This window comes from Pseudomonas sp. LBUM1664 (assembly GCF_059695895.1).
Genome location: NZ_CP166791.1, coordinates 3,539,590 through 3,561,727, shown reverse-complemented (window position 1 = coordinate 3,561,727; position 22,138 = coordinate 3,539,590). Strand labels below are relative to the sequence as shown.

The window sequence follows — 22,138 nt, the reverse complement described above, 5'->3', positions numbered from 1 at the left end:
TCGCAACCCAGCGGGAGCAAGCTCCCTCGCCACGGTTCGGTCAGGTCTCGGATTGATGAGCCGTCCAGTGCTTCATCTCTTCAGCAATGAAGTGGTTCACCAGGTCGCTGTACATTTTTTCGATTGCATCCGGGCTCAGGCCCTCGGCCTCGGCCCACCCGCGACGTGTCGCCAGCATGGCCTTGAAACGTTCCGGAGCACGCACCGAAGTCGCCGAAGTCTTGAACTTCGAGGCGGCCAGCACGTACTGAAAACGCTTGCCCAACAGCGTGATAACGGTCTTATCAAGGGCATCGATTTCGCGTCGGATGTCCTCCATGTTTGCGCATTCCGAGGGTTGCAACTGATTGTAGACTTCCATGTAGATCACTCCGTGTGTTGAATATGATCGGCCCAACCCGGGCCGATCTGCTGATGTCAGTTAGAAACTCCAATCCTTGGCGTGAACGACTCGGCAGAAGGGGCCCGCCAGGGTTGCGTTGTGATGCGCGACGATAACATCCGCCTTCAACACGGGTGTGTCGGAGCAGGTATGACCATCGGCGATCAGCACGGCATCGAATCCCAGATCCCGAGCGGCGCGGCAAGTGCTGTCGACACAATACTGGGTCTTCATTCCGGTGATAACCACACCCTCAGCGCCACAAGCCTTCAATCGCTCGGCCAAATCTGTCATGGCAAAAGCATTGGGGCGGCTTTTTTCGAAGATCACTTCGTTGCCTTCCAGCCGCAGTTCCTGCACCAGTTGCGTCAATGGATTTCCAGATTCGATGGGCGAGCCGGGCGGACCTATGTGGCGAGCCAGAAAAATGGTTGCGCCGGCCTCCCGAGCCTTGATCAACAGGCCATTTAAAGTGTTTAGCAACGCTTCACCCGCCCAGGGTTTTTCCGGACCATGAAACGACCCAACCTGCATATCGAGAATCAACAGAGCATGCATAGTGTCTTCCTTGCGTTTGAGCCAGCGACGCAAGGGCAAAAGAAAAGGCCCTTACCATCGCTGGCGGGCCTTTGAGATTCGTGTGTTATTGACTCACAGCACCTCGCACGACCCGTCTTGGGTGGTCGTGGTTGTGGTGGTCGAGGCTATCTGGGGACTCTTCATAGGGCTGACAGTATCTGTAATCCGCCTGATTTGACAAGAGGGTAGTGGACTTGCCATATCCAACTGACGATGAAGCAAGGGCTCTAAGGGTCCAGGCTGTTTCATCGGATGCTTACGGTTTTAAGGCTGATACCTCGAGCAACAAAGACTTCACGGGCAGCCGTTATGCCGTTCAGTGCACTTGGGAATCCGGCGTATACCGTCATCTGCAAGATGACATCAATCACAGCCTCCGGTTTACAGCCTACATTCAGCGCGCCGCCAATATGAACCTTGAGCTGTGGTTGTGCATTGCCCAATGCGGTTAAAGCCGCAACGGTAGCCAGTTCACGAGTACAGTAGTCGAGCCCGGGACGCGCGAAAACATCACCGTATGCAAAGCTCAATATCCAATCGGCAAGCTCTGGCGCCATGTCCTGCAACGAGTCAACGACGGCCTGACCCGGACCTCCAGTAATCTGCGTCAGAGCCGCCTCTCCACGCTCTCGACGGTCAGTCTCCTCCAAGGGGGCCGCTACGCTTGTGACGCTTGCTCCAATCAAAGCGGCAGACAGTAAGCGGATGATACGGGGGACTTTACGGATCATGGTCGTTCACCTCCTTCTCGAGTTGCTGATAGATAAGGATCTTTTTATCCAAAACCTCCAGGGATTGGCTCAACAGGCCTATCCGCAGTTCCACGTCCTTGCGATGCAATTCAAGTAATCCTCGTCTTTGCGCCAGGGTTGAGTCTCCTTGTCGGCGCAGTTCGGCATAACGAAGCATTTGCTGGATCGGCATTCCTGTCGCTTTCAACCGGAGCAGAAATTCTGCCCAAAGCAGGTCCTTTTCTGCGAAAACCCTATGGCCATTACCCCTTCGTCCAACGGAGTCAAATAGCCCTATCCGTTCGTAGTACCTGATTGTGTGTGGGCTCAAATCAAGTCGATTAGCCACCTGTGAGATCGTCAAGTTTTTGCTCATAAGCTCACCGTAAATGTTTGAGTGCACTCTAAGTCAAGCAAATTGAAAGGGCGGATTGTGTCTGCCAGAACGAGCTGTTTCCCCAGCCATGTTGACACCCCGCGCGGCTGCGCAGCAGTCGTAAACCGGTCGGCGCGGGTTACCTGTTGCACCGCAGTGCCTGGTTTTGGGGGTTGCTTCGCAACCCAGCGGGGATAAATCCCCTCGCCACAAGGGGGTGTTTAGCCTCCGAGCCCGCGCTGTTCGATCACACCAAACACATCCGCCACATCCTGCACCAGGATCCGGGCGACGTTGGTGATGGTATTGAGGTCGCTCGTCGCTGAATCCCGCAGGCTGGAGCAGGCCATCAAGGTCAGGTAATCGAGCGTGGCGTGCAGACGTTCGCTGACGCAGGCGTGGAGCTCGGGCAGTGGGGCGTGGGTGTCGATCAGCAGGACGGGGTGGGTGGTGGCGGTTTGGGTGAGCGGGGTAAAGCGTTTATCTTGTTGGTTCAGGGGCATAGTTACTTTCCTCGTATCAAAGAAAAAGCTACTACGATTCGCTGCGAAACGAATAGGTGGCAGCTGTGCGCGGGTTCGCAGACCGAGGATACGAGCAACCCGGCAGATCCGAAGATCTCCCACACACAGCCACCATAAAATGACGTCGGACGCCAAAAAGGCGCCCATTGTTACTTTTAGACGTGTAGTTACTACCCGTATCTGTAGGACGCACACGGCCCTCTGTGGCGAGGGAGCTTGCTCCCGCTCGGTGGCGCAGCCACCGTAAAACCGGCACGTGCGGTATACCTGGCGAAACGAGGTGGCTGGTTTGGGGCCGCTTCGCTGCCCAGCGGGAGCAAGCTCCCTCGCCACGGAAGGTAAATTCCTACGAGATTTTCGGAAGGCCAGGTCACCTCCACTGAGCATCTACAGAGGGTACTCACATTCCTTGTGGCGACATAACCACTAGCGCCGCCCAGCCCGCGTACTCACATCCACCCAAACCGCCAGCACCAGAATGCTGCCTTTGACAATCATCTGCCAGTAGCTGTCGACGTCGAGCATGGACATGCCGTTGTCCAGGCTGGTGATGACCAGCGCGCCGAGGAGGGCGCCGTAAACGGTGCCAGAGCCACCGCGCATGGAGGTGCCGCCGATGAAGCAGGCGGCGATGGCGTCGAGTTCGCCCATGTTACCGGCCGAGGGTGAGCCCGCGGCCAGGCGCGCGGTGTTGACCATGCCGGCGAGGGCGCACATCACGCCCATGATGCCGAAGATCCACAGCTTCACCGCCTGCACGTTGATGCCAGACAGGCGCGTGGCTTCCATGTTGCTGCCCACGGAATAGACGCGTCGTCCGAATACGGTTTGGCTGGTCACGTAGCTGAACACGCCAAGCAGAATCAGCAGGAGCAGCACCGGAACCGGGATGCCATCGTAGCTGTTGAGGGTGTAGACGAACCCAGCCAGCACCGCGCCGATCAATGCCACGCGCAGCACGTCACGAACCAGTGAGTGGGCCGCCAGGCCATGGAGGGCCCGATTGCGGCGCTGCTTCCAGGTCAGGAACAGCGTCAAGGCGAACAGCAGCACGCCCAGGCCCGTCCCAACCGCGTGGGGCAAATAACCCTGGCCGACGTAGACCAGCTCCGGTGATACCGGGGCAATGGTGGTGCCGCCGGTGATCCCCAGCAGAATGCCGCGGAACGCCAGCATGCCTCCCAGGCCGACAATGAACGACGGAATGCGCAGGTAGGCCGTCATGTAGCCGTTGCCCAAACCAATCACCAACCCGCACAAAGCCACCAGGCTCAGGTTTGCCAACAGCGGTATGTGATAAACCACGTCGAGAATCGCCGCCAAGCCACCCAGCAAGCCAAGCAATGAGCCCACCGACAAATCGATCTCGCCGCTGATGATCACCAGCACCATGCCGCAGGCGAGAATCCCGGTGATGGACATCTGCCGCAGCAGGTTGGAGAGGTTGCGCGGGGTCAAAAACCCGCCGTCGGTTTGCCAGCTGAAGAACAACCAGATAACCGCCACGGCGATCACCAGTGCGAGCATTTTGTAGCGGGTGAAGAGTTGTTTGACCTGATTCATCTACGCGGATTTCCGATCATTATTGTTATGGTCATCGGGATGGCTGAGCGCGGCGGCGAGCACCTGTTCCTGGGTGAGTTCGTGGTTGATGAAGTCGCCGCGCAGCTGGCCTTCGCCGATCACCAACACGCGGTCGGAAACGCCCAGCACTTCGGCCAGCTCCGAGGACACCATGATGATCGACACGCCTTCAGCGGCCAGCGCCCCCATCAGCTTGTAGATCTCATACTTGGCGCCGACATCCACACCTCGGGTGGGCTCGTCGAGAATCAGCACGCGGGGTTTGGTCATGAGCATCTTCGCCAGCACGGCTTTTTGCTGATTGCCGCCGGAGAGGCTGGTGATCGGCAGGAACGGACTCGCGGTCTTGAGGTGCATGCGCGAGATTTCCTTGTCGATGCTGCCCAGTTCGGCTTCGGCATTGATGCGGGTCATTTTCGAGTAGTTGTCCAGGACGGCCAGGGTGATGTTCTGGCCCACACCCAGGTCCGGAATAATGCCTTGGCGCTTGCGGTCTTCAGGCACCATGCACAGGCCAGCGCGGATTGACTTGAGCGGCGTGCGCGTGTCGATCGGTTGGCCCTCCAGCCATACTTCACCTTCGTGGCGGCCGGGGTAGGCGCCGAACAGCGCCGACACCAGTTCCGTGCGACCGGCGCCGACCAGCCCGGCAATGCCGAGGATTTCCCCGCGCTTGAGGACGAACGAAATGTCGTCGACCCGTTTGCGCTTGGGGTTGTCGACGTCGTAGCAGGTGACGTGGCGCGCCTCGAAAATTACCTCGCCAATGTCATGGGGTTCGGTGGGGTAGAGATTGCTCATTTCCCGTCCGACCATCTGGGTGATGATCTTCGGGATGTCCATGTCCGCCATGGCGGTCGTGGCGATGTGTTTGCCATCGCGGATCACCGAAATGGTGTCGCACACGGCGGCCACTTCATCGAGCTTGTGGGAGATATAGACGCACGCAACGCCCTTGGCCTTGAGGTCGCGGATGATGTCCAGCAGCACCTCGATTTCCGAACGGGTCAGGGCCGATGAGGGCTCATCGAGAATCAGCAGGCGCGCTTGTTTGTTCAACGCCTTGGCGATTTCCACCAGTTGCTGGTAACCACCGCCGTACTGTGAAACCGGCAGCGAGACGTTCATGTTCGGCACTTTGAGTTCACGCATCAGGGCTTCGGCACGGTGGATCATCGCCGGGTAGTTCATGCGCCCGCCGGGCAGCGTCAGTTCGTGGCCCATGAAGATGTTTTCGGCCACCGACAGGTCGGGGACCAGGGTCAGTTCCTGGTGAATGATGACGATCCCGGCGGCTTCGGTTTCGCTGATCGATTGCGCCTTGAGCGGCTGACCGTCCCAGAGAATTTCGCCGTCCCAGGTGCCGTAGGGGTAGACCGCCGACAGGACTTTCATCAGCGTGGATTTACCGGCGCCGTTCTCGCCGCACAGGCCGACGCATTCACCAGCCTTGACCTTGATGTCGATACCATTCAGGGCTTTGACACCGCCGAAGGTTTTGACGATGCCGTTCATTTGCAGCAGGTAGTCGGACATGACGAGGGCTCGCGAAAAAGGGCTCACGCAAAAGCAGGTGGGGACAGCCGTGGGGCCAGGCATCCTCTGATGCCAGAGTTAAGCAAAGTCCCACAGGTCTCCCAGGGTTGCACTCAGGTCACTGTCCTTCAATCTGCGCTTTGGTATAAAACCCGTCCTTCACCAACAGGTCGATGTTGTCCTTGGTCAACGGGGTCGGGGTGAGCAGGATGGTGTCGACTTTTTTGCTGCCATTGTCGTATTGCGAGCTGAAAGTGGGCTTCTCGTTACGTGCCAGTTGCACCGAGAGCTTGGCAGCTTGCGAGGCGATCAGTTTCAGCGGCTTGTAGACGGTCATGGTCTGGGTGCCATCGATTACCCGCTTGACCGCCGCCAGGTCTGCGTCCTGACCCGAGATCGGCACCTTGCCAGCCATTTTCTGCGCGGCCAGTGCCTGGATGGCGCCGCCTGCGGTGGCGTCGTTGGAGGCGACAATGCCATCGATTTTGTTGTTGTTCCGGGTCAGGGCATTTTCAACAATGCTCAGTGCTTCAGTGGGGTTCCATTCCTTCACCCACTGTTGGCCGACAATCTTGATATCACCCCTGTCGATGGCCGGTTGCAGCACTTTCATCTGACCTTCGCGCAGGACCTTGGCGTTGTTGTCCGTGGGGGCGCCACCGAGCAAAAAGTAGTTGCCTTTGGGCGCCGCCTGCAGCACGCCGTTGGCCTGCATTTCGCCAACCTTTTCGTTATCGAAGGAAATGTAGGCATCTATATCGGCGTTCAGGATCAGCCGGTCATAGGACACCACCTTGATCCCGGCCTTCTTGGCTTCGGCGACGGCGTTGGTCAGCACGGTGGCGTTGAACGGCACGATAACGATCACATCGACGCCACGGGAGATGAGGTTTTCGATCTGCGAAATCTGCTTCTGCTCGTTGGCATCGGCCGACTGCACGAAGACTTTGGCGTCCATTTTTTCCGCTGCCGCGACGAAGTAATCACGGTCGCGTGACCAGCGTTCCAGACGCAGGTCATCGATGGAAAAGCCAATTTTCGGGTGGGCTGCGTCGGCCATGACCGGAAGCGACAGCAGGGCCAAGGCGCCGGCGAGTAACGTGCGTTTTACGTTTTTCATAGTGGTGCGTCCTTTTATTGTTGTTTGAAAGACACTTCCTGACGATGAGCATGATGCCGGTAGAACTGTAGAGAGTCGCAGGGCGCCGCGGGCGGAGATTTGTCGCGAGAATGTAACAGCCTCGCTGCGCCTGTTGTCAGGGGTAGATGAACCGGTTGACCACGTTTTCGAGCATCTCCTGACGACCGCTGACGGCCTGCGGGTTCAGTTCGTTGGCGAAGGCATGTTCGGCCAGTGACGCGAGGCTGAACTCGCCCGCCAGCACCGCCTGACCCAACGGTTGCTGCCAGCCGGCGTAGCGTTGATCCTTGAGTTGCTGGAGTTTGTCGTTCTGCACCATGGCCGCTGCACGCTCCAGGGCCAGCGCGAGAACGTCCATTGCACCAACGTGGCCATGGAACAGATCGACGTCGTCCAGGCTCTGGCGCCGGACCTTGGAATCGAAGTTGAACCCGCCACTGGTGAAACCACCAGCCTTGAGGATTTCGTAAGTGGCCAGGGTCATCTCTTCGACGCTGTTGGGGAACTGGTCGGTGTCCCAGCCGTTCTGCGGATCGCCGCGGTTGGCGTCGATGCTGCCGAAGATCCCCAACGAGACGGCCGTCGCGATCTCATGATGGAAGCTGTGCCCGGCCAGGGTCGCGTGGTTGGCCTCAATGTTGACCTTGATCTCGTTTTCCAGGCCGAACTGGTGCAGGAAGCCGAAGACCGTGGCGCTGTCGTAATCGTATTGGTGCTTGGTCGGCTCCTGTGGCTTGGGTTCGATCAGCAGGTGGCCTTTGAAACCGATCTTGTGCTTGTGCTCGACCACCATGCGCATGAAGCGGCCCAGTTGTTCGCGTTCGCGTTTCAAGTCGGTGTTGAGCAGGGTTTCGTAACCTTCACGACCGCCCCACAGCACGTAGTTGGCTCCTTTGAGACGTTGGGTGGCGTTCATGGCGCTGAACACTTGGGCGGCGGCGCAGGCGAACACTTGTGGGTCCGGGTTGCTGGCGGCGCCTGCGGCAAAGCGCGGGTTGCTGAAGCAGTTGGCGGTGCCCCACAGCAGCTTGATCCCGGTTTGTTCCTGATGGCGCTCCAGGTGGTCGATCATCTGTGCGAAATGGTTGCGGTACTCCTTCAGCGAGTTGCCTTGCGGGGCAACATCGGTGTCGTGAAAGCAGTAGTAGTCGATGCCCAGTTTGGAGAAGAACTCGAAGGCCGCTTCGGCCTTGCCGATGGCCAGCTCCATCGGGTCCCCGGCGCGCTGCCACGGGCGCTTGAAGGTGCCGGCGCCGAACACATCGGACCCCGGCCAGACGAAGCTGTGCCAGTAGCAGACAGCCATGCGCAGGTGCTCGCGCATGGGTTTGCCGAGGACGAGCTTGTCGGCATCGTAGTGGCGGAAGGCAAGGGGCGAGTCGCTGTCGGGCCCTTCGTAGCGAATCTTGTCGACACCGGGGAAGTACGGCATTTGTCATTTCCTTTTTATTCTTGGCGGTGTCTCGATACTAACGCCGGCCCTGTGGGTGCTGATTATGAAAATCACCAAGGTGGAGTACGATTTTGAGTATTGAGATTCGTCGTTTGGGCGCCTAGTCTGTGTTCACTGGCTTAGGGTAAAACCAATGAAAACCGTACCGCCCGTCCACCGCATTGCGCTGTTGTTCAATGGCAGCAAGATCTACGACCGCGGCATCATCAGCGGCATCGGCAATTACTTGAGCAGCACCCGTGCGTCCTGGGACTTGTTCCTTGAAGAGGATTTTCTCTGCCGGTTGAAAGGCATCGAGCGCTGGCAGGGCGACGGGATCATTGCCGACTTCGACGATCCGCTGATCGGTGAGGCGCTGGCCGGGATCAAGTTGCCAGTCGTGGCAGTGGGCGGTTCTTATCAGGATGAGCGCGCCTATCCCAAGGGCATTCCCTATGTTGCCACCGACAATGACGCGTTGATGAAGTTGGCGTACGAGCACCTGATCGAAGCCGGATTGACGCGTTTTGCCTGCTTCAGTCTGCCTGAGGCACAGGCCAATCGCTGGGCCCAGGAGCGGGAAAAAGCCTTTCGTCGGTTGCTGCAGCGCGATGGCTTGCACGTGGAGGTCTATCGCGGCATGGGCACCAGCGCGCCGCTCTGGGACAGCGCCGTCGAACAGCAGATTGCCTGGCTGCAAAGCCTGCCCAAACCCATTGGCATCATCGCCGTCAGCGATGCGCGCGCCCGGCAGTTGCTGCAAGCCTGCCTGACTGCCGGGATCGCCGTGCCGGAGCAGGTGGCGTTGATCGGCATCGACAACGACCCGCTGACCCGCAGCCTGACGAGGGTGCCACTGAGTTCGGTGATTCAAGGCACCGAAACCATGGGCCGGACCGCCGCGCGCCTGCTCCATCATATGTTGCACGGCATGCCGTCCACGGGCACGCATATTCTGATACCCCCCGACGCGATCAATGTGCAGGTCTCAAGCCTGCATCAACCGTTGGGCAATCCCTACGTCATGCAAGCAATGCTCTTCATCCGACAGTACGCCTGCCAGGGCATCAAGACCGCGCAGGTGGCGGCGTATGTGGGCGTGTCGCGCTCATCGTTGGAGTCGCACTTTCGCAAGGCGCGGGGCTGCAGCGTGCACGACGAGATCCTGCGCTTCAAACTGGCCGCCGCCGCCAACGGACTGGAAAATACCGATTCGGCCATTGCCGACATCGCCCAGAATTGCGGCTTCAAATCGGCGCAGTACCTGCACACGGTGTTTCGCCGTGAGTTTGGCTGTACGCCGCGGGAGTATCAGCAGGGGGCTCATGCTGCGACTCATTGAGCGGATACTCAAGGTTGGACACTGCTTGGGCGGGCATTCAATATAACGGAAATTACAGAGGGCCTGGATGGCTTCCGGCAACTGATAACTGAAGGGTTGCTTTTGGCGCTTCAAGCATTTCTTTGGCGGCCACTTATGTTATTCGCTTTCATGGAGGATTCTGACTGATGGCACGTGTGGGCTTGATTCTGACACCCGGTTTTGCGGACTGGGAATACGCTTTCATTGCAGGAACTGCATCCCCGTTCTACGGGATAGACGTTAGGTTCTTCACCTCTGCTACGGGGCAGTTCCGTTCGCAGGGTGGACTGGCTGTAACTGTGGAGAGCAGCTTGCAACAATGCCTGGACTGGAAGCAGGACGTTGTTGTCGTCATCGGTGGCATGATCTGGGAGCGTGCAGATGCACCGGATATTCGGGACTTTCTTCAGACGAGTCGTTCAAGGGGTGCGGCAATTGCCGGTATCTGCGGGGGGACGCTGGCACTTGCGAGGGCCGGGCTTCTCGACACGGTTGCTCATACCTCGAACAGCGCTGACTTCTTACAACAGAATGTCGTAGGTTATGGAGGGGCTACGCTTTATCAAAACAGTCAAGTAGCGGTGGTTGCCGACCGCATCATAACTGCTCCAGGCCCTGCACCCGTTAGCTTTACCTGCGCAGTATTTGAAGCGGCCGGGCTATCTTCAGAGACCATTTCGCAGTTCAGGTCGTTGTTGGCCGCAGAACACGGGTGACCGCTTCTTCCTACAAACACAGCCACACTTGCGTTTCAACGTCTAGGTTTGCCGAGTTTCGTTAACAAGACTAGAGACGCTCGTCCTGGCCCGAAAGGATGGCGCCAGATTTTCTGGTGTGGTCATCTGCCCGAAAAATACAGAAAACCTGGTACGCAGTGAATGCCGTAGCCAGGTGATAGGTCTGATTCGCTTCTCGACATTGCGAGGTCAGCAGAGTCACCTTAATGAAGTCGTTTCAGAGCAGGCAAAATCCAAGGTTTTCACACGCTGTCTACCATTAAATTAAAGTTGATGGAGAAAATCAGCGCGGCCGAAAAACAGATAAACACAATCCCCCCAATTCTATTGACGATCAGAAAGCCTCTGCCAAGAGACATTTTTTGTCGTGCGGAGGTGGCGATATACCCATAGGTGAAGTGAATCAAGAACACCAGTACGCAAAACGTGGAGGCCAACAATGTAAATTGAGGAACGAACGGTTGGTCTGCCTTTATGAATTGCGGAAAAAGCGCCATAAAGAAAACGATTGGCTTGGGGTTAAGCATCGAAATTAAAAAACCCTGCCTGAAACGGGCCGCCACACTGGGGGTGTTATCAGAGTGTGTTATTTCATTGAGGTTGTTTTGAAGTTTCGGCTTGGATCGCAGCATTTTCAAACCAAGGTAGATCAGGTAAGCCGCACCCAAGAGTTTCACGACGTTCATCATCCAGGGCGAGCTGGAAATGATCGCTCCCACGCTGCTTGCCGCAATAATAGAGATCCCGCCCATGCCGAGGGTCACTCCAAGGATTCCAGGTAGCGCGTTCTTCAGGCCATAGGTGAGTGAGTTTGTTAATGTTAATAGCACCCCAGGCCCCGGGCTGGCGATTGTCAAACATGATATGGCCACGTAAAAAAGATACTCTTCCATTGTCTGTCTCCACGCAAAACAAAAAGAAGGGCCTCAGCCCTTCTGATGATTCAAATTGTTTTCGAAATTTTTAACGAGCGGTACTCTTGTCCTTCAAAGAACGGGCTGTCAACAAGCAATTCGCCATGTTCCTTTGCGACTTCCAAGTGAAAGCGCGTCGGACCCGAATATTTGAAATGCTCGCGGGGTATTTCAAGGTCATGAGCACGACGATAGTCATAGGTGCTGGTGTCGCAGAAGAAGCGCATGACAAACGCTGCGCGCGAGTCTACGGGGCCTTCCTCCAGCATGATGCTTCGGTGAATCACATTCTTGTCGAAAATGAGCGCATCACCCACTTCGAAGGCGTCCTCGACGGCAAAATGATCCAGTAGCTTTTTAATCGCCGGGTCATTCAAAGGACCATCACGAAGGTGCACGAACTCATCAATGGTGGTTTCCTCGCCCCGCGCAATACGTTCCGACAGAAGCTGGAAAATCGAAGGATCGACGTGTTCATACATGAACGCACCCGATACGGCGTCTTTGGGGACATACGCCATACCGCCTCGTTGCCCTTTGGGGTCGATATTGACCAAGGGCGCCCAGATGGTGCAGCCATAGTCTTGCGCTTGGTGATAGCCGAAACTTTGCGTACCGATGTGCCAAGGGAAGCCCTTGTTTTTCATCTTTTCAAGTTCGAAGGAAAGTGCCTGGGCAAAAAACATGGTTTTACCGGTCAGCGCTTCCATGACCTGTTTGAAATGGTCATCTTGAATGACGCTGGCAATCATCGGATCACCATCATACATATCAAATGCCAAGCGGCTAAAGCCGCTCTGGTACTTATCCGTTGGCGCGGAGATGCGATCGCCAATGGTGGTTGTCAAGTAACCGGTTATATCCCTGTTGTAAAAGCCTTTCAAAAAAAGAAAGCCCTGCCTGCGGAACTTCATCACCTGATCTTCGGTTACTTGAAAATTTTCATTGATCATTTACAGCTCCATGTTTTATGAGGTGATGCGTTTTGTGGCGTGAGACATTTTCGTCTGCTGTTAAATCCGGCTGGTTTTTCATGCCCCAGGCGACGCGCACTGCCAAGTGCCCGTTGTAGAGGCGGGGTATGAAATTAGAGCGGGGATTTTATTGGCCGAATTCTAAGGTGTCTGAATGGCGGCAATTAGCATATGAGATGTCATTCCTTTTACGGGTACAGCTCCCTTAATGAGAAGGTCCTCTTCTCACTTAGGGAAGCCTAATGTGCTGAAGATATTTTGTAAACATTTTCTTGAATGTGAAATTCGCCATAGACCAGCGAAACAATCTGCACACACGCTAGGGCAAGAGTATTATGACGGCCACCGTTTTTCCGATACCAACGTTCGAGCCGGTAAAATACCGTGAATCGTTCTTCCAAGGAGATACCCATGGTATCAGGGCAATGTCTTTGCGGGGCTGTACGCTTTTCCCTAGGGGTTGAACCACGATTGTTTTATCGCTGCCATTGCACCCTATGCCGCAAGCAAACCGGGGTCGGCTATAACCTCGCCACGCTGGTCAAGGCTCGCGACTTTCGATGGGAAGAAGGGCAGGGTGCGATCACTCGTTGGTGCAAACCCAGCGGGTACAGAAATGACTTTTGCTCGCGATGTGGTTCGACCGTGCCAAATGCTCTTCGTGAGACGCCTTACTTCTGGATTCCGCTTGGACTTCTTGATGTCGAGCTGAGCATGGAGTGTGTGGGAGATTTCTGCACCGATGACGCTATGTCATGGGATGAACAGCGCTCGGAAAAAACTCATCGCGCAGCCCCAGATTCACTTGAGTTTCTTCTGCATGAACTCGGGGTCAACAATGATTGACTCGGGAGCTTGAACGGACCTCCTTATCGACCCACTAATGGATAGTGCTTGATACGACACGCATACTCGTTGCCATCGCCTTTGCATACGCCATCCAAATACCGGTAGTTGACCTGTACCGATTGTCCTTTCTTGGGCCACTGTCGGCGTGGGAGCGTGGCTTGGTAGTCAGTGGTTTCTGGCGTGAAGGTGACAGACGCTCCAACCGCTGGGCACTCTACCGTGGTCGATGCCGGGCTTACTTTCAGGACCCGGGCCTGTAGCTGCGGATACGGTTGTCTCAATACCTCAACGATACGGAGTTCCATACGGCAAGTTTGCCACGTCGCTGCTTTTGCGGGCTCGCACAGTACCAAGAGGGTCAACACAAAAAGAGCGCAGCACGTCGTATGATTTTTCATTGTTGCCCTTGCCTGGAATATTGACGTTCAAGGCATTGTCAGCCTTGGGCTCATCGAACGGTCAACCTGGCTGAGTCGCAGGCTCGTTGGCCGCTCAATCCGATACGGGGTCATGACAGCAGACACACATCTTATTGCCGTCAAGGTCTCGAAAGTATGCGCCGTAATAGTTGGCGTGGTAGTGCGGTCGTAAACCTGGCTCTCCCTCACACATTGCGCCCAGTGCCAATGCTGTTGCGTGGGCGCTTCTGACGGCATCTCGATTTGGCGCAAGTAGCGCCACCATATTCCCGTTGCCGGGTGCGCTTGCATTGCCGTCAAATGGCTTTCCTATCACGAAGATTGGGCGAGGTGAGGTATCAGAAACCCAGCCGGCCCACCCTTTGCTCGCGTCGCAAAATTTCAATGTGAGGCCTAAGCCGTCCATCAACTTTGAATAGAAAGCAAAGGCTCGATCGAAATCATCTATACCTAAAAAAACGTGAGAGATCATGGCGGCTACCACTGCAGTTGGAGGCGAATGAGTCTGGCGGGAAACGGTTGCTCGCGAAAGGGTATTGGTTCTCCCGAATGATCCAGTTACGTGGCATCGACGAATGACTTCACATGAGTAGCAAAGTCATCTTGTACCGGTTGGAACCCGCAGCGAAGGTAAAACGCGGCTCCCGCTGGGGTATCCGTGGACAGGCGTACAACACGGAACTGCTGGGCGGCATATTCCAAAAGGTGTTGCACCAGAACTTTACCGACATTCTGGCCCCGTGATGTTCGCGCGACGTACACCCTGCGCAGCCGGCCAATATCCGACCCGGCATGGGGATCATGCGTAAGACCGCCGATGGCAATCAGTTGCCCGTTGCGCAAGGCGCCAAGAAGGCATTCCCCAGGTTGATCGAATCGATTAGTCCCGTTTGTCCACTCTGCAACCAACCGCGTCAGGAACCTGAAGCCTTCTGTAACGGCCTGCGCTTCCAGTACCAGGACCTGCGGAGCAAGCGCTGATATGTGTCGTATCGTCATTTCGCCTGTTGATGTAACCACTGGATATCCCCGTGTTTTGGCACCTTGGTGACTCATCTGCGCAAAACGCTCTTGCAACCACTCTATAAAGATATGCACTTCGCAGCTAGCCACATAGAGGGTCCTTCACCCTGGCTCTGTACTGAAAACTGTGTGGTGGGCATCCGCATAAAGAAGGGGCGCCACTTGAGTGGCGCCCCTTCTTTAAAGAATGAACATGAGCCTGACGGTCACTCCATTCACTCCTGCTTCGATCCCCCACCAATCTGCCAGACATACGGCGGCTCGGTGCCATTGATTTCCCAGTCACCGATGATGCGTTCCTTATAGATCAGCGGGTTGTGCGAAGCGGCGGTGCGGGCGTTGCGCCAATGGCGATCGAGGGCTTTGCTGGTGCTGGTGGCCGAGGCGCCGAGTGCGTTGAACAGGTCGCTGGTGGCGCGCAGTATGAGGTCAGCGATGACCACCTGGGCCTGGGCGGATTCCAGTTCGGCGGCGATGTTGGCGGTGTGTTCGGTCTCGGCGTCATGGCCAAAGCGGCTTTCATAGGCGCGTTGCGAGGCGCCCGCCGCGCGCAGGGTGGTGGCTTCGGCAGCGTAGACCTGGGCCGAGGCCTTGCCGACAACCTGCTGCACCTGCACGTCCTGGTTCACCTGGCGGGCATTGCCGGTGCTGAAAATTCGCGTGCGTTTGTTCACCTGCTCCGTGATATCGCGAACCGCGGCGCGGCCGGAGCCGGTCAGCACCGCCAGCAAGACCAGTTGATAAAACGCGGTCTGGTATTTGAAGCGGGTGGCGAAGTCGATGAGGTTTTGCGCCTCGACCAGTGCATTTTCGAACACCGACGTACCGCTGCCGGTGGTGCGTTGGCCAAAGCCGTCCCAATCGTCGCTTTGCTTGACACCCGGCTGGTGCACGTTGACGGCGGCGATCACATCGCTGCCGTTGTCGTCACGCTGGGCATACAGGTCGATCCAGTCAGCGAAAATACTGCCGGTGCTGTAGTACTTGGTGCCGTTGACGACCCATTGCTCGCCTTGACGGGACACGCGGGTGCCGACTTCGCCGATTTTCACGGCGCCGACTTCGGTCCAGGCATTGCCCACCAGATCGCCCTCGACGAAGCGTTTGAACCACGTGTCCTGCGCGCTGCTGGCATGGGCATTGAGGCGATCTTCGACAAAGGCGAAGTGCCCGCGCAGAGCCTGGGGCAGGTTGGAATCGGCTTCAGCCAGTTCGATCAGCAATTGCAGCAACTGCGGTAACGAGGCCCCGGCGCCACCGTATTCGACGGGGACGCGCACGGCGCCAAAGCCTGCTTCCTTCAGCCATTTCACTGGTTCAAAGGGCAGGCTGCGGGTCTGTTCACGTTCCAGTGCGCCGGCCTGGATGCGCGCGAAAATCGGCCGAAACCGTTCGGCCAAGACCTGATAGTCGGTGCCGGTGGAAAGAATAGGTGGCAAGTGTTGTTGGTGTGCGGTCATGGCAGTGTTCCTTCTAATGACGATAGGGCGGGCAGGGGCGACGACCTGCCGGTGCAGGCTGTCATTGCACGGTCCATGCCCAACGTCGAACGCCCGTAAAACCTGGGCTTTCGGCGGGTATGTGAGCCAAAGGGCTGTCGTCCTGCGGGCAATGTGTTGCGCGACTGTGTGCTGGGCAACAGTCGCCGCGATGGGCAACGACAGCCCAGGTGTTGGCCAGGCAACAGTGGATCAACAGCTTGTTTGTCGGACGACAGTACAGAGATCTGGTTGATCAATTAACTAATTGATTTTTAATGGAATAGATAGGTGGCACGGTTGCTGCTCTAGACCTTGTGCAGACGCTGAGGTGGCGTCTACTGGCATGAGGTAAGCGATGAGCAAGCAATTTAAAGTGGTGGCGGTGTCAGGCAGCGTGCAGCAACCCTCGCGCACCCTGGTCCTGCTCAAGGCACTGGTGGAAAGGCTCGGGCAACAATTGCCGATCGAGGTGCACTTGATCGAGTTGGCCGAGGTCGGTCCGCAGTTCGCCGGAGTGTTGCGTCGCGAAGCATTGCCCGCTGCCGTGCAAGAGCACCTGCACGCCATTGAGACCGCCGACTTGCTGATCACCGCAAGCCCCGTCTACCGGGCGTCGTACACCGGCCTGTTCAAGCATCTGTTCGATTTCGTTCATCACGAAGCCCTTAAAAACGTACCGGTGCTGTTGGCTGCTACGGGGGGCTCCGATCGTCATGCGTTGATCATCGATCACCAGTTGCGGCCACTGTTCGGGTTTTTCCAGGCCCTCAGTCTGCCGGTGGGAGTCTATGCCAGCGAAACCGATTTCACCCATTACCGAATTTCCAGCGCGCAGGTGCTGGAACGCATTGAGCGCGCTGTCGAGTCGGCGCTGCTGAGCCTTGCCCCGGATACCCGGCGCAACGCCAGCGCCGCTTGATCAATCGCTTCATTTCAACGAGCTGTGGAGTACATGCAATGAGCCAGGACACGATCAAATTTGCTTACTGGGTGCCTAACGTCAGCGGAGGGCTGGTGGTCAGCAAGATCGAGCAGCGCACCGACTGGGGGATCGACTACAACCGCAAACTTGCCCAAATTGCTGAGGACGCCGGCTTCGACTACGCCTTGTCTCAAGTGCGCTTTACCGCCGGTTACGGTGCCGAATACCAGCACGAATCAGTGGCCTTCAGTCACGCCTTGCTGGCGGCCACCACGCGCCTGAAAGTCATTGCGGCGGTGTTGCCAGGGCCATGGACGCCTTCGGTACTGGCCAAGCAGATTGCAACCATCGATCACCTGACCGGCGGCCGTGTTGCCGTCAACATAGTCTCAGGGTGGTTCAAGGGCGAATTCACCGCCATTGGCGAGCCGTGGCTGGAGCACGATGAGCGCTATCGCCGTTCCGAAGAGTTCATCACCGCGCTCAAGGGCATCTGGACCACCGACAACTTTACGTTCCGCGGTGACTTCTACCGTTTCCACGACTACACCCTCAAGCCAAAACCCTTGCAGCAGCACCCGGAAATCTTCCAGGGCGGTAGCTCCCGTGCCGCCCGGGACATGGCGGCACGCGTATCCGACTGGTACTTCACCAACGGCAACACGGTTGAAGGGATCAAGGCGCAGGTCGATGACATCCAGGCGAAAGCCGCAGCGAACAACCACAAGGTCAAGGTTGGGGTAAACGCTTTCGTTATCGCTCGCGATACCGAGGAAGAGGCGCGTGCGGTCCTCGCCCAGATCATCGACCAGGCCGACCCCGAAGCCGTCAATGCCTTCGGCGATGCGGCGAAGCAGGCCGGCAAATCCAGCCCGGAAGGCGAGGGTAATTGGGCCAAGTCCAGCTTCGAAGACCTGGTGCAGTACAACGATGGTTTCAAGACCAACCTGATTGGCACTCCCCGGCAAATCGCCGAACGCATCGTGGCGCTCAAGGCCGTGGGTGTGGATCTGGTGCTCGCAGGCTTTTTGCACTTTCAGGAGGAAGTCGAGTATTTCGGCCGTAAGGTCTTGCCGCTGGTGCGTGAGTTGGAGCAACGCAAAGTGGCGGCCAGAACGGCGGCGGTCGCTTAGGCGCAGGAGGGAACATGGTCACGTCCACCGACACACCGCAGGAGGTTCCGGCCAGCTTGCCCCAATGGCTGCAGCACCAGGCGCAGTGGCATGGCACGGGCATCGCTCTGCGCCATAAACACCTGGGCGTCTGGCAAGTGCGAACCTGGCGACAGGTGGCCGACGAGGTCTACAGCCTGGCGAATGCCTTGCAGGCCCGTGGCTTTTCGGTGGGCGCGACCCTGACGATCATCAGCCGCCCCAGGCCGCAAGCGCTGCTGGCCGCCTTGGCTGCGCAGTGGCTGGGGGGCGTCGCGAGCCTGTTCGATCCACTGGACGCGTCGACCACGCAGACGCAACTGCTCGCCGAGCTGCAGCCGAATTTCGTTCTGGCCGAAGGGCAGGAGGAAATTCTTCGCTTGAGCGCTGCACGGGTGGTTCCTCGCGTACTGATTTATGTCGACAGGCGCGGCCTGTCAGATTCAATCCCGTTCGATCAGGTTCTGGACTACTCAGCATTGCTTGCCCAGCGACCGGCCCATACGCCTGCGCTGCAAGTGCGAGCGCAGCAAACGGCATTTGTCTTTTATCGCCGGGGCACGCAGGCCATCGAGCAACAAGGCATCAGCCACGCCGAGTTGTTGCAGGAAGGCCGGCGGTTGGTGCAACGGGAAGGGCTCGGGCGGCAGGAAGAAGCGCTGGCCGCGCGGGCGTTCGCGTCTGGCGGCCAAGCCCGCTACCTGCTGGCGCCTTGGCTGATTGCCGGTTTCCGGCTGAACTTTCCGGAGAACCTGGCGACCCGTGATCGCGACCGTCGTGAGCTGGGGCCGACGCTGGTGGCCGGGACCCGCGAGACGTACGAGCGTTTGCATGGCTATGTGCTGGAGCGTTTGCCAGAACCGGGCAGTTGGTCGCGCAGGCTGGTGGATTGGGCCTTGGCAACGCGTCCGGGCCTGTTGCAACGGCATCTGGGTTATTGGTTGGTTCGGCGACCTTTGCGCGACGTCCTGGGGTTTTCTCGCACCCGTGCGCCGTTGCTGGTCGGCGAGGCATTGCCGCCTCAGACCCAGGCGTTCTTCGAGGCTTTGGATATCAAGGTTCGCCATTGGGGCGATTTGGCGCAGTGGAACGCCCCGACGCTTCCCGTGAAGCGCATCACCGATGATTGGATCGAGCGTCATTCGCAACTGGCCTGAGAGGAGGCGACCCATGACACAGACGGCCGCCACGCATTTGCTGGAGCTGGACAACATTTCCTTGTCATTCAAAGGCGTCAAAGCGGTGACCGACATCAGCTTTCGTGTCGCCACCGGTGAAATCTGCGCCCTGATCGGCCCTAACGGTGCCGGCAAGAGTTCGCTGTTGAATGTCATCAGCGGCGTGTACCAGGCCCAGGAGGGTCGCATACGTTTTGACAAGCAAGAGCGGCGCAGGATGCGTGCGCACGATGTTGCGGTGCGTGGCATCGCCCGGACGTTCCAGAACATCGCTTTGTTCAAGGGCATGAGCGTGCTGGGCAATGTGCTCACGGGACGCAACCTCAAGCGCCGCAGCAGTTGGATCGAACAGGCACTGCGTATCGGTCGGGCTCGCGTCGAGGATGATAGCCAGCGCGAAGCGGCCGAGCTTGTCATCGAGTTCTTGCACTTACAGCCCTGGCGCGACGTGCTGGTCGGCAAGTTGCCCTATGGCTTGCAGAAACGGGTGGAGCTTGCCCGCGCCCTGGCGGCGGAGCCGCGGCTGTTATTGCTGGACGAACCCATGGCCGGAATGAATGCCGACGAGAAGCAGCAGATGAGCCGCTTTATCGTCGACATCAATCGTGAGCTGGGCACCACCGTGGTGTTGATCGAGCACGATATCGGCGTCGTCATGGACATCAGCGACCACGTGGTGGTGCTGGATTACGGCCGCAAGGTCGGCGACGGCTCGCCCGAAGACGTACGGCAGAACCCTGAGGTCATTTCGGCCTACCTGGGCACTCGTCACTGACACTGAATATTCGACACTTTCCCGTTGGGGAGGGCAGGCAAGTTGCGCCCGCAGAGCAGGAACAGGCATGGAATTTTTCTTTGAAGTATTGATTGGCGGGCTGTTGGCGGGGGTGATGTACGCCTTGGTGGCCATCGGTTTTGTACTGATCTACAAGGCCTCCGGTGTGTTCAATTTTGCCCAGGGCTCGATGGTGCTGTTCTCGGCGCTGACCTTCGTCAGCCTGCTGGAGCGCGGTGTGCCGTTCTGGCTGGCGTTTGTCATCAGCCTGGCGGCCATGGTGCTGATCGCCGTGGCGGTGGAGCGCGTGGTGCTGCGCCCGCTGGTCAACCGCTCGCCGATCACGCTGTTCATGGCCACCCTCGGGCTCTCCTACGTCATTGAGGGTTTTGCCCAGGCGCTATGGGGCGCGCAGGTGCACGGCTTGGAGCTTGGCATCAGTGACGAGCCGCTGGAGTTGGGCGGGATGCTGCTGTCGCAGTTCGACATTTTTGCCGCGCTGACGGCCGCTGTGTTGGTGCTGCTGTTGTCCTGGCTGTTCAACAAGACCCGGTTGGGGCTGGCGTTGCGGGCGGTGGCCGATGATCCGCTGGCGGCGTTGGCCGTGGGGATCCGGTTGCAGCGGGTCTGGGTGGTGGTGTGGGCGGTGGCGGGGGGCGTCGGGCTGGTCGCCGGCCTGCTCTGGGGCGCTCGCCTGGGCGTGCAGTTCTCACTTTCGCTGGTGGTGCTCAAGGCGTTGCCGGTGTTGATCATTGGCGGCTTCACCTCGATCAGCGGGGCGATTGTTGGTGGGTTGATCATCGGCGCATCGGAAAAGTTGGCAGAGGTTTACCTCGGGCCCTTCATCGGCAGCGGTATCGAGAACTGGTTTCCTTACGTGCTGGCGCTGCTGTTTTTGCTGGCGCGTCCGGCGGGGCTGTTTGGCGAGCGCGCAATCGAGCGGGTCTAGTGGGTTAGGGGAGAAGCGACATGTTTTATCGAGAAGCGGGCCAGTTCAACACGCACTATGCCCAGGATCGCCGTGTTTTCGCCTTGCGCCAGGATCGCCTCGGGCTTGGCGCGCTGTTGCTGGTTGCGTTCGTTGTGGTGCCTTGGCTGGGCAATGACTACTGGCTCAGCGCGATTCTGATTCCGTTTCTGGTGCTGTCTCTGGCTGGGTTGGGGCTCAACTTGCTCACCGGCTATGCCGGGCAGCTGTCTCTCGGTTCTGCGGCGTTCATGGCGGTGGGGGCTTTTGCCACCTACAACCTCGAAGTGCGTGTCGCGGCTTTGCCGCTGTTGCTCAGCATCGCGTTGGGCGGGTTGACGGCGGGGCTGGTGGCGGTGCTGTTCGGCCTGCCAAGCCTGCGCATCAAAGGCTTCTATCTGCTGGTCTCGACCCTGGCGGCACAGTTCTTTGTGACCTGGGCGTTGACCCGCTTCAGTTGGTTTTCCAATAACAGCGCCTCGGGCGTGATCAGTGCCCCGCGCCTGGAAGTATTTGCGGTGAACCTGGACGCGCCAGCCGGGCGGTATCTATTGACCCTGACGGTGGTCGTGGCGCTGTTCTGGCTGGGCAAGAACCTGGTGCGCAGCGAGTTGGGGCGCAACTGGATGGCGGTGCGCGACATGGACACGGCCGCGGCGGTCATCGGTATCCCCTTGGCGAAAACCAAGCTGCTGGCCTTCGCCATCAGCGGTTTTTTCCTCGGCGTGGCCGGTGCTCTCTGGGCCTTCGCCTACCTGGGCACGGTGGAGCCCCACGGTTTCGATCTCAATCGATCCTTTCAGATCCTGTTCATCATCATTATCGGCGGCCTCGGCAGTCTGCTGGGCAACTTTCTCGGGGCGGCTTTTATCGTTCTGTTCCCGGTGTTGCTCTCCAATCTGGTGTCTTTGCTGCCCGGTGGGCTGATTGACGCCGGCCAGGTGGAGAACCTGCAGAAGATGATATTCGGCGCCCTGATCATCCTGTTTCTGATCAAAGAACCCGAGGGCCTTGCGCGCCTCTGGCAGACATTTCGCGAGCGTGCACGGCTGTGGCCGCTGCGCTACTGAGCGATGCGCGAAGCGCGGGTTTGCAGTTCC

23 protein-coding genes are annotated in these 22,138 nt (G+C 58.1%); 9 read left to right on the top strand and 14 right to left on the bottom strand.

What is annotated here, in order from left to right:
* Positions 1–40: 40 nt before the first annotated feature.
* The 9 genes from ACA047_RS16485 to xylA all read right to left on the bottom strand — a co-directional run bounded on the left by ACA047_RS16485 (position 41) and on the right by xylA (position 8,285).
* On the bottom strand, positions 41–361 hold the full coding sequence (locus tag ACA047_RS16485; RefSeq protein WP_497351024.1) for an isochorismate lyase: 321 nt from the start codon (positions 359–361) through the stop codon (positions 41–43).
* Between the two features lie 60 nt (positions 362–421).
* Complete coding sequence (locus ACA047_RS16480) at positions 422–940, bottom strand: isochorismatase family protein (protein ID WP_497360392.1); 519 nt, start codon at positions 938–940, stop codon at positions 422–424.
* A 266-nt stretch (positions 941–1,206) separates the two neighbouring features.
* A complete protein-coding gene (locus tag ACA047_RS16475) occupies positions 1,207–1,611 on the bottom strand; it encodes a carboxymuconolactone decarboxylase family protein (protein WP_497360390.1) in 405 nt (134 codons plus the stop codon).
* Positions 1,612–1,681: 70 nt separating this feature from the next.
* Positions 1,682–2,068, bottom strand: coding sequence for a MerR family transcriptional regulator (locus ACA047_RS16470; RefSeq protein ID WP_497351022.1), 387 nt, complete (start codon positions 2,066–2,068; stop codon positions 1,682–1,684).
* 221 nt (positions 2,069–2,289) lie between these two features.
* Positions 2,290–2,571 carry a fructose-bisphosphate aldolase gene (locus ACA047_RS16465; protein ID WP_497351020.1) on the bottom strand — a complete coding sequence of 94 codons (282 nt, stop codon included), beginning with the start codon at positions 2,569–2,571 and terminating at the stop codon, positions 2,290–2,292.
* A 447-nt stretch (positions 2,572–3,018) separates the two neighbouring features.
* The gene (locus ACA047_RS16460) at positions 3,019–4,155 is read right to left on the bottom strand and encodes a sugar ABC transporter permease (RefSeq protein WP_497351018.1); all 1,137 of its coding nucleotides are present in this window, start codon (positions 4,153–4,155) and stop codon (positions 3,019–3,021) included.
* Entirely contained in the window at positions 4,156–5,712 is a 1,557-nt protein-coding gene (gene xylG, locus ACA047_RS16455) for a D-xylose ABC transporter ATP-binding protein (protein WP_497351016.1), read from the bottom strand.
* A 118-nt stretch (positions 5,713–5,830) separates the two neighbouring features.
* Positions 5,831–6,832 (bottom strand): D-xylose ABC transporter substrate-binding protein, encoded by a 1,002-nt coding sequence (gene xylF, locus ACA047_RS16450; protein WP_497351014.1) that lies wholly within the window; start codon positions 6,830–6,832, stop codon positions 5,831–5,833.
* Between the two features lie 136 nt (positions 6,833–6,968).
* Positions 6,969–8,285 carry a xylose isomerase gene (gene xylA / locus ACA047_RS16445; RefSeq protein ID WP_497351012.1) on the bottom strand — a complete coding sequence of 439 codons (1,317 nt, stop codon included), beginning with the start codon at positions 8,283–8,285 and terminating at the stop codon, positions 6,969–6,971.
* Between the two features lie 154 nt (positions 8,286–8,439).
* Here xylA and ACA047_RS16440 point away from each other — a divergent pair, with 154 nt between their 5' ends.
* Together ACA047_RS16440 and ACA047_RS16435 are read left to right on the top strand one after the other, a co-directional pair.
* Entirely contained in the window at positions 8,440–9,627 is a 1,188-nt protein-coding gene (locus ACA047_RS16440) for a XylR family transcriptional regulator (RefSeq protein WP_497351010.1), read from the top strand.
* Positions 9,628–9,794: 167 nt separating this feature from the next.
* On the top strand, positions 9,795–10,364 hold the full coding sequence (locus tag ACA047_RS16435; RefSeq protein WP_497351008.1) for a DJ-1/PfpI family protein: 570 nt from the start codon (positions 9,795–9,797) through the stop codon (positions 10,362–10,364).
* 263 nt (positions 10,365–10,627) lie between these two features.
* Here the strand turns inward: ACA047_RS16435 and ACA047_RS16430 are convergent, their stop codons facing one another.
* Both ACA047_RS16430 and ACA047_RS16425 read right to left on the bottom strand, forming a co-directional pair.
* The gene (locus ACA047_RS16430; protein ID WP_497351006.1) at positions 10,628–11,278 is read right to left on the bottom strand and encodes a LysE family translocator; all 651 of its coding nucleotides are present in this window, start codon (positions 11,276–11,278) and stop codon (positions 10,628–10,630) included.
* 50 nt (positions 11,279–11,328) lie between these two features.
* Positions 11,329–12,252: a phytanoyl-CoA dioxygenase family protein gene (locus ACA047_RS16425; RefSeq protein WP_497351004.1), complete on the bottom strand. Its 924-nt coding sequence runs from the start codon at positions 12,250–12,252 to the stop codon at positions 11,329–11,331.
* A 432-nt stretch (positions 12,253–12,684) separates the two neighbouring features.
* On the opposite strand from ACA047_RS16425, the gene ACA047_RS16420 reads away from it, so the two are divergent.
* Positions 12,685–13,119 (top strand): GFA family protein, encoded by a 435-nt coding sequence (locus ACA047_RS16420; protein WP_497351002.1) that lies wholly within the window; start codon positions 12,685–12,687, stop codon positions 13,117–13,119.
* A 495-nt stretch (positions 13,120–13,614) separates the two neighbouring features.
* Here the strand turns inward: ACA047_RS16420 and ACA047_RS16415 are convergent, their stop codons facing one another.
* From ACA047_RS16415 to ACA047_RS16405, 3 genes are all read right to left on the bottom strand, one after another.
* Positions 13,615–14,013, bottom strand: a complete 399-nt coding sequence (locus ACA047_RS16415; RefSeq protein WP_497351000.1) for a VOC family protein — start codon at positions 14,011–14,013, stop codon at positions 13,615–13,617.
* A gap of 86 nt (positions 14,014–14,099) precedes the next feature.
* Complete coding sequence (locus ACA047_RS16410) at positions 14,100–14,561, bottom strand: GNAT family N-acetyltransferase (protein WP_497360388.1); 462 nt, start codon at positions 14,559–14,561, stop codon at positions 14,100–14,102.
* Between the two features lie 218 nt (positions 14,562–14,779).
* Positions 14,780–16,024, bottom strand: a complete 1,245-nt coding sequence (locus ACA047_RS16405; protein ID WP_497350998.1) for an acyl-CoA dehydrogenase family protein — start codon at positions 16,022–16,024, stop codon at positions 14,780–14,782.
* Between the two features lie 376 nt (positions 16,025–16,400).
* On the opposite strand from ACA047_RS16405, the gene msuE reads away from it, so the two are divergent.
* From msuE to ACA047_RS16375, 6 genes are all read left to right on the top strand, one after another.
* Positions 16,401–16,964 (top strand): FMN reductase, encoded by a 564-nt coding sequence (gene msuE / locus ACA047_RS16400; RefSeq protein ID WP_497350996.1) that lies wholly within the window; start codon positions 16,401–16,403, stop codon positions 16,962–16,964.
* A 38-nt stretch (positions 16,965–17,002) separates the two neighbouring features.
* Entirely contained in the window at positions 17,003–18,100 is a 1,098-nt protein-coding gene (gene sfnG / locus ACA047_RS16395; protein WP_497350994.1) for a dimethylsulfone monooxygenase SfnG, read from the top strand.
* 14 nt (positions 18,101–18,114) lie between these two features.
* A complete protein-coding gene (locus tag ACA047_RS16390; protein ID WP_497350992.1) occupies positions 18,115–19,275 on the top strand; it encodes an AMP-binding protein in 1,161 nt (386 codons plus the stop codon).
* A 13-nt stretch (positions 19,276–19,288) separates the two neighbouring features.
* On the top strand, positions 19,289–20,071 hold the full coding sequence (locus tag ACA047_RS16385) for an ABC transporter ATP-binding protein (protein ID WP_497350990.1): 783 nt from the start codon (positions 19,289–19,291) through the stop codon (positions 20,069–20,071).
* Between the two features lie 67 nt (positions 20,072–20,138).
* Positions 20,139–21,020, top strand: a complete 882-nt coding sequence (locus ACA047_RS16380) for a branched-chain amino acid ABC transporter permease (RefSeq protein ID WP_497350988.1) — start codon at positions 20,139–20,141, stop codon at positions 21,018–21,020.
* Between the two features lie 20 nt (positions 21,021–21,040).
* On the top strand, positions 21,041–22,108 hold the full coding sequence (locus tag ACA047_RS16375; protein WP_497350986.1) for a branched-chain amino acid ABC transporter permease: 1,068 nt from the start codon (positions 21,041–21,043) through the stop codon (positions 22,106–22,108).
* Positions 22,109–22,138 lie beyond the last annotated feature (30 nt).

What these genes read in the sequence shown, in the direction of transcription:
- xylF (WP_497351014.1), bottom strand. Translation starts at nt 6,832, where the DNA reads ATGAAAAACGTAAAACGCACGTTACTCGCCGGCGCCTTGGCCCTGCTG.
- sfnG (WP_497350994.1), top strand. Translation starts at nt 17,003, where the DNA reads ATGAGCCAGGACACGATCAAATTTGCTTACTGGGTGCCTAACGTCAGC.
- ACA047_RS16440 (WP_497351010.1), top strand. Translation starts at nt 8,440, where the DNA reads ATGAAAACCGTACCGCCCGTCCACCGCATTGCGCTGTTGTTCAATGGC.
- ACA047_RS16435 (WP_497351008.1), top strand. Translation starts at nt 9,795, where the DNA reads ATGGCACGTGTGGGCTTGATTCTGACACCCGGTTTTGCGGACTGGGAA.
- ACA047_RS16480 (WP_497360392.1), bottom strand. Translation starts at nt 940, where the DNA reads ATGCATGCTCTGTTGATTCTCGATATGCAGGTTGGGTCGTTTCATGGT.
- ACA047_RS16390 (WP_497350992.1), top strand. Translation starts at nt 18,115, where the DNA reads ATGGTCACGTCCACCGACACACCGCAGGAGGTTCCGGCCAGCTTGCCC.
- xylG (WP_497351016.1), bottom strand. Translation starts at nt 5,712, where the DNA reads ATGTCCGACTACCTGCTGCAAATGAACGGCATCGTCAAAACCTTCGGC.
- ACA047_RS16470 (WP_497351022.1), bottom strand. Translation starts at nt 2,068, where the DNA reads ATGAGCAAAAACTTGACGATCTCACAGGTGGCTAATCGACTTGATTTG.
- ACA047_RS16485 (WP_497351024.1), bottom strand. Translation starts at nt 361, where the DNA reads ATGGAAGTCTACAATCAGTTGCAACCCTCGGAATGCGCAAACATGGAG.
- ACA047_RS16465 (WP_497351020.1), bottom strand. Translation starts at nt 2,571, where the DNA reads ATGCCCCTGAACCAACAAGATAAACGCTTTACCCCGCTCACCCAAACC.
- ACA047_RS16380 (WP_497350988.1), top strand. Translation starts at nt 20,139, where the DNA reads ATGGAATTTTTCTTTGAAGTATTGATTGGCGGGCTGTTGGCGGGGGTG.
- ACA047_RS16420 (WP_497351002.1), top strand. Translation starts at nt 12,685, where the DNA reads ATGGTATCAGGGCAATGTCTTTGCGGGGCTGTACGCTTTTCCCTAGGG.
- ACA047_RS16430 (WP_497351006.1), bottom strand. Translation starts at nt 11,278, where the DNA reads ATGGAAGAGTATCTTTTTTACGTGGCCATATCATGTTTGACAATCGCC.
- ACA047_RS16405 (WP_497350998.1), bottom strand. Translation starts at nt 16,024, where the DNA reads ATGACCGCACACCAACAACACTTGCCACCTATTCTTTCCACCGGCACC.
- ACA047_RS16425 (WP_497351004.1), bottom strand. Translation starts at nt 12,252, where the DNA reads ATGATCAATGAAAATTTTCAAGTAACCGAAGATCAGGTGATGAAGTTC.
- ACA047_RS16385 (WP_497350990.1), top strand. Translation starts at nt 19,289, where the DNA reads ATGACACAGACGGCCGCCACGCATTTGCTGGAGCTGGACAACATTTCC.
- xylA (WP_497351012.1), bottom strand. Translation starts at nt 8,285, where the DNA reads ATGCCGTACTTCCCCGGTGTCGACAAGATTCGCTACGAAGGGCCCGAC.
- ACA047_RS16460 (WP_497351018.1), bottom strand. Translation starts at nt 4,155, where the DNA reads ATGAATCAGGTCAAACAACTCTTCACCCGCTACAAAATGCTCGCACTG.
- msuE (WP_497350996.1), top strand. Translation starts at nt 16,401, where the DNA reads ATGAGCAAGCAATTTAAAGTGGTGGCGGTGTCAGGCAGCGTGCAGCAA.
- ACA047_RS16415 (WP_497351000.1), bottom strand. Translation starts at nt 14,013, where the DNA reads ATGATCTCTCACGTTTTTTTAGGTATAGATGATTTCGATCGAGCCTTT.
- ACA047_RS16375 (WP_497350986.1), top strand. Translation starts at nt 21,041, where the DNA reads ATGTTTTATCGAGAAGCGGGCCAGTTCAACACGCACTATGCCCAGGAT.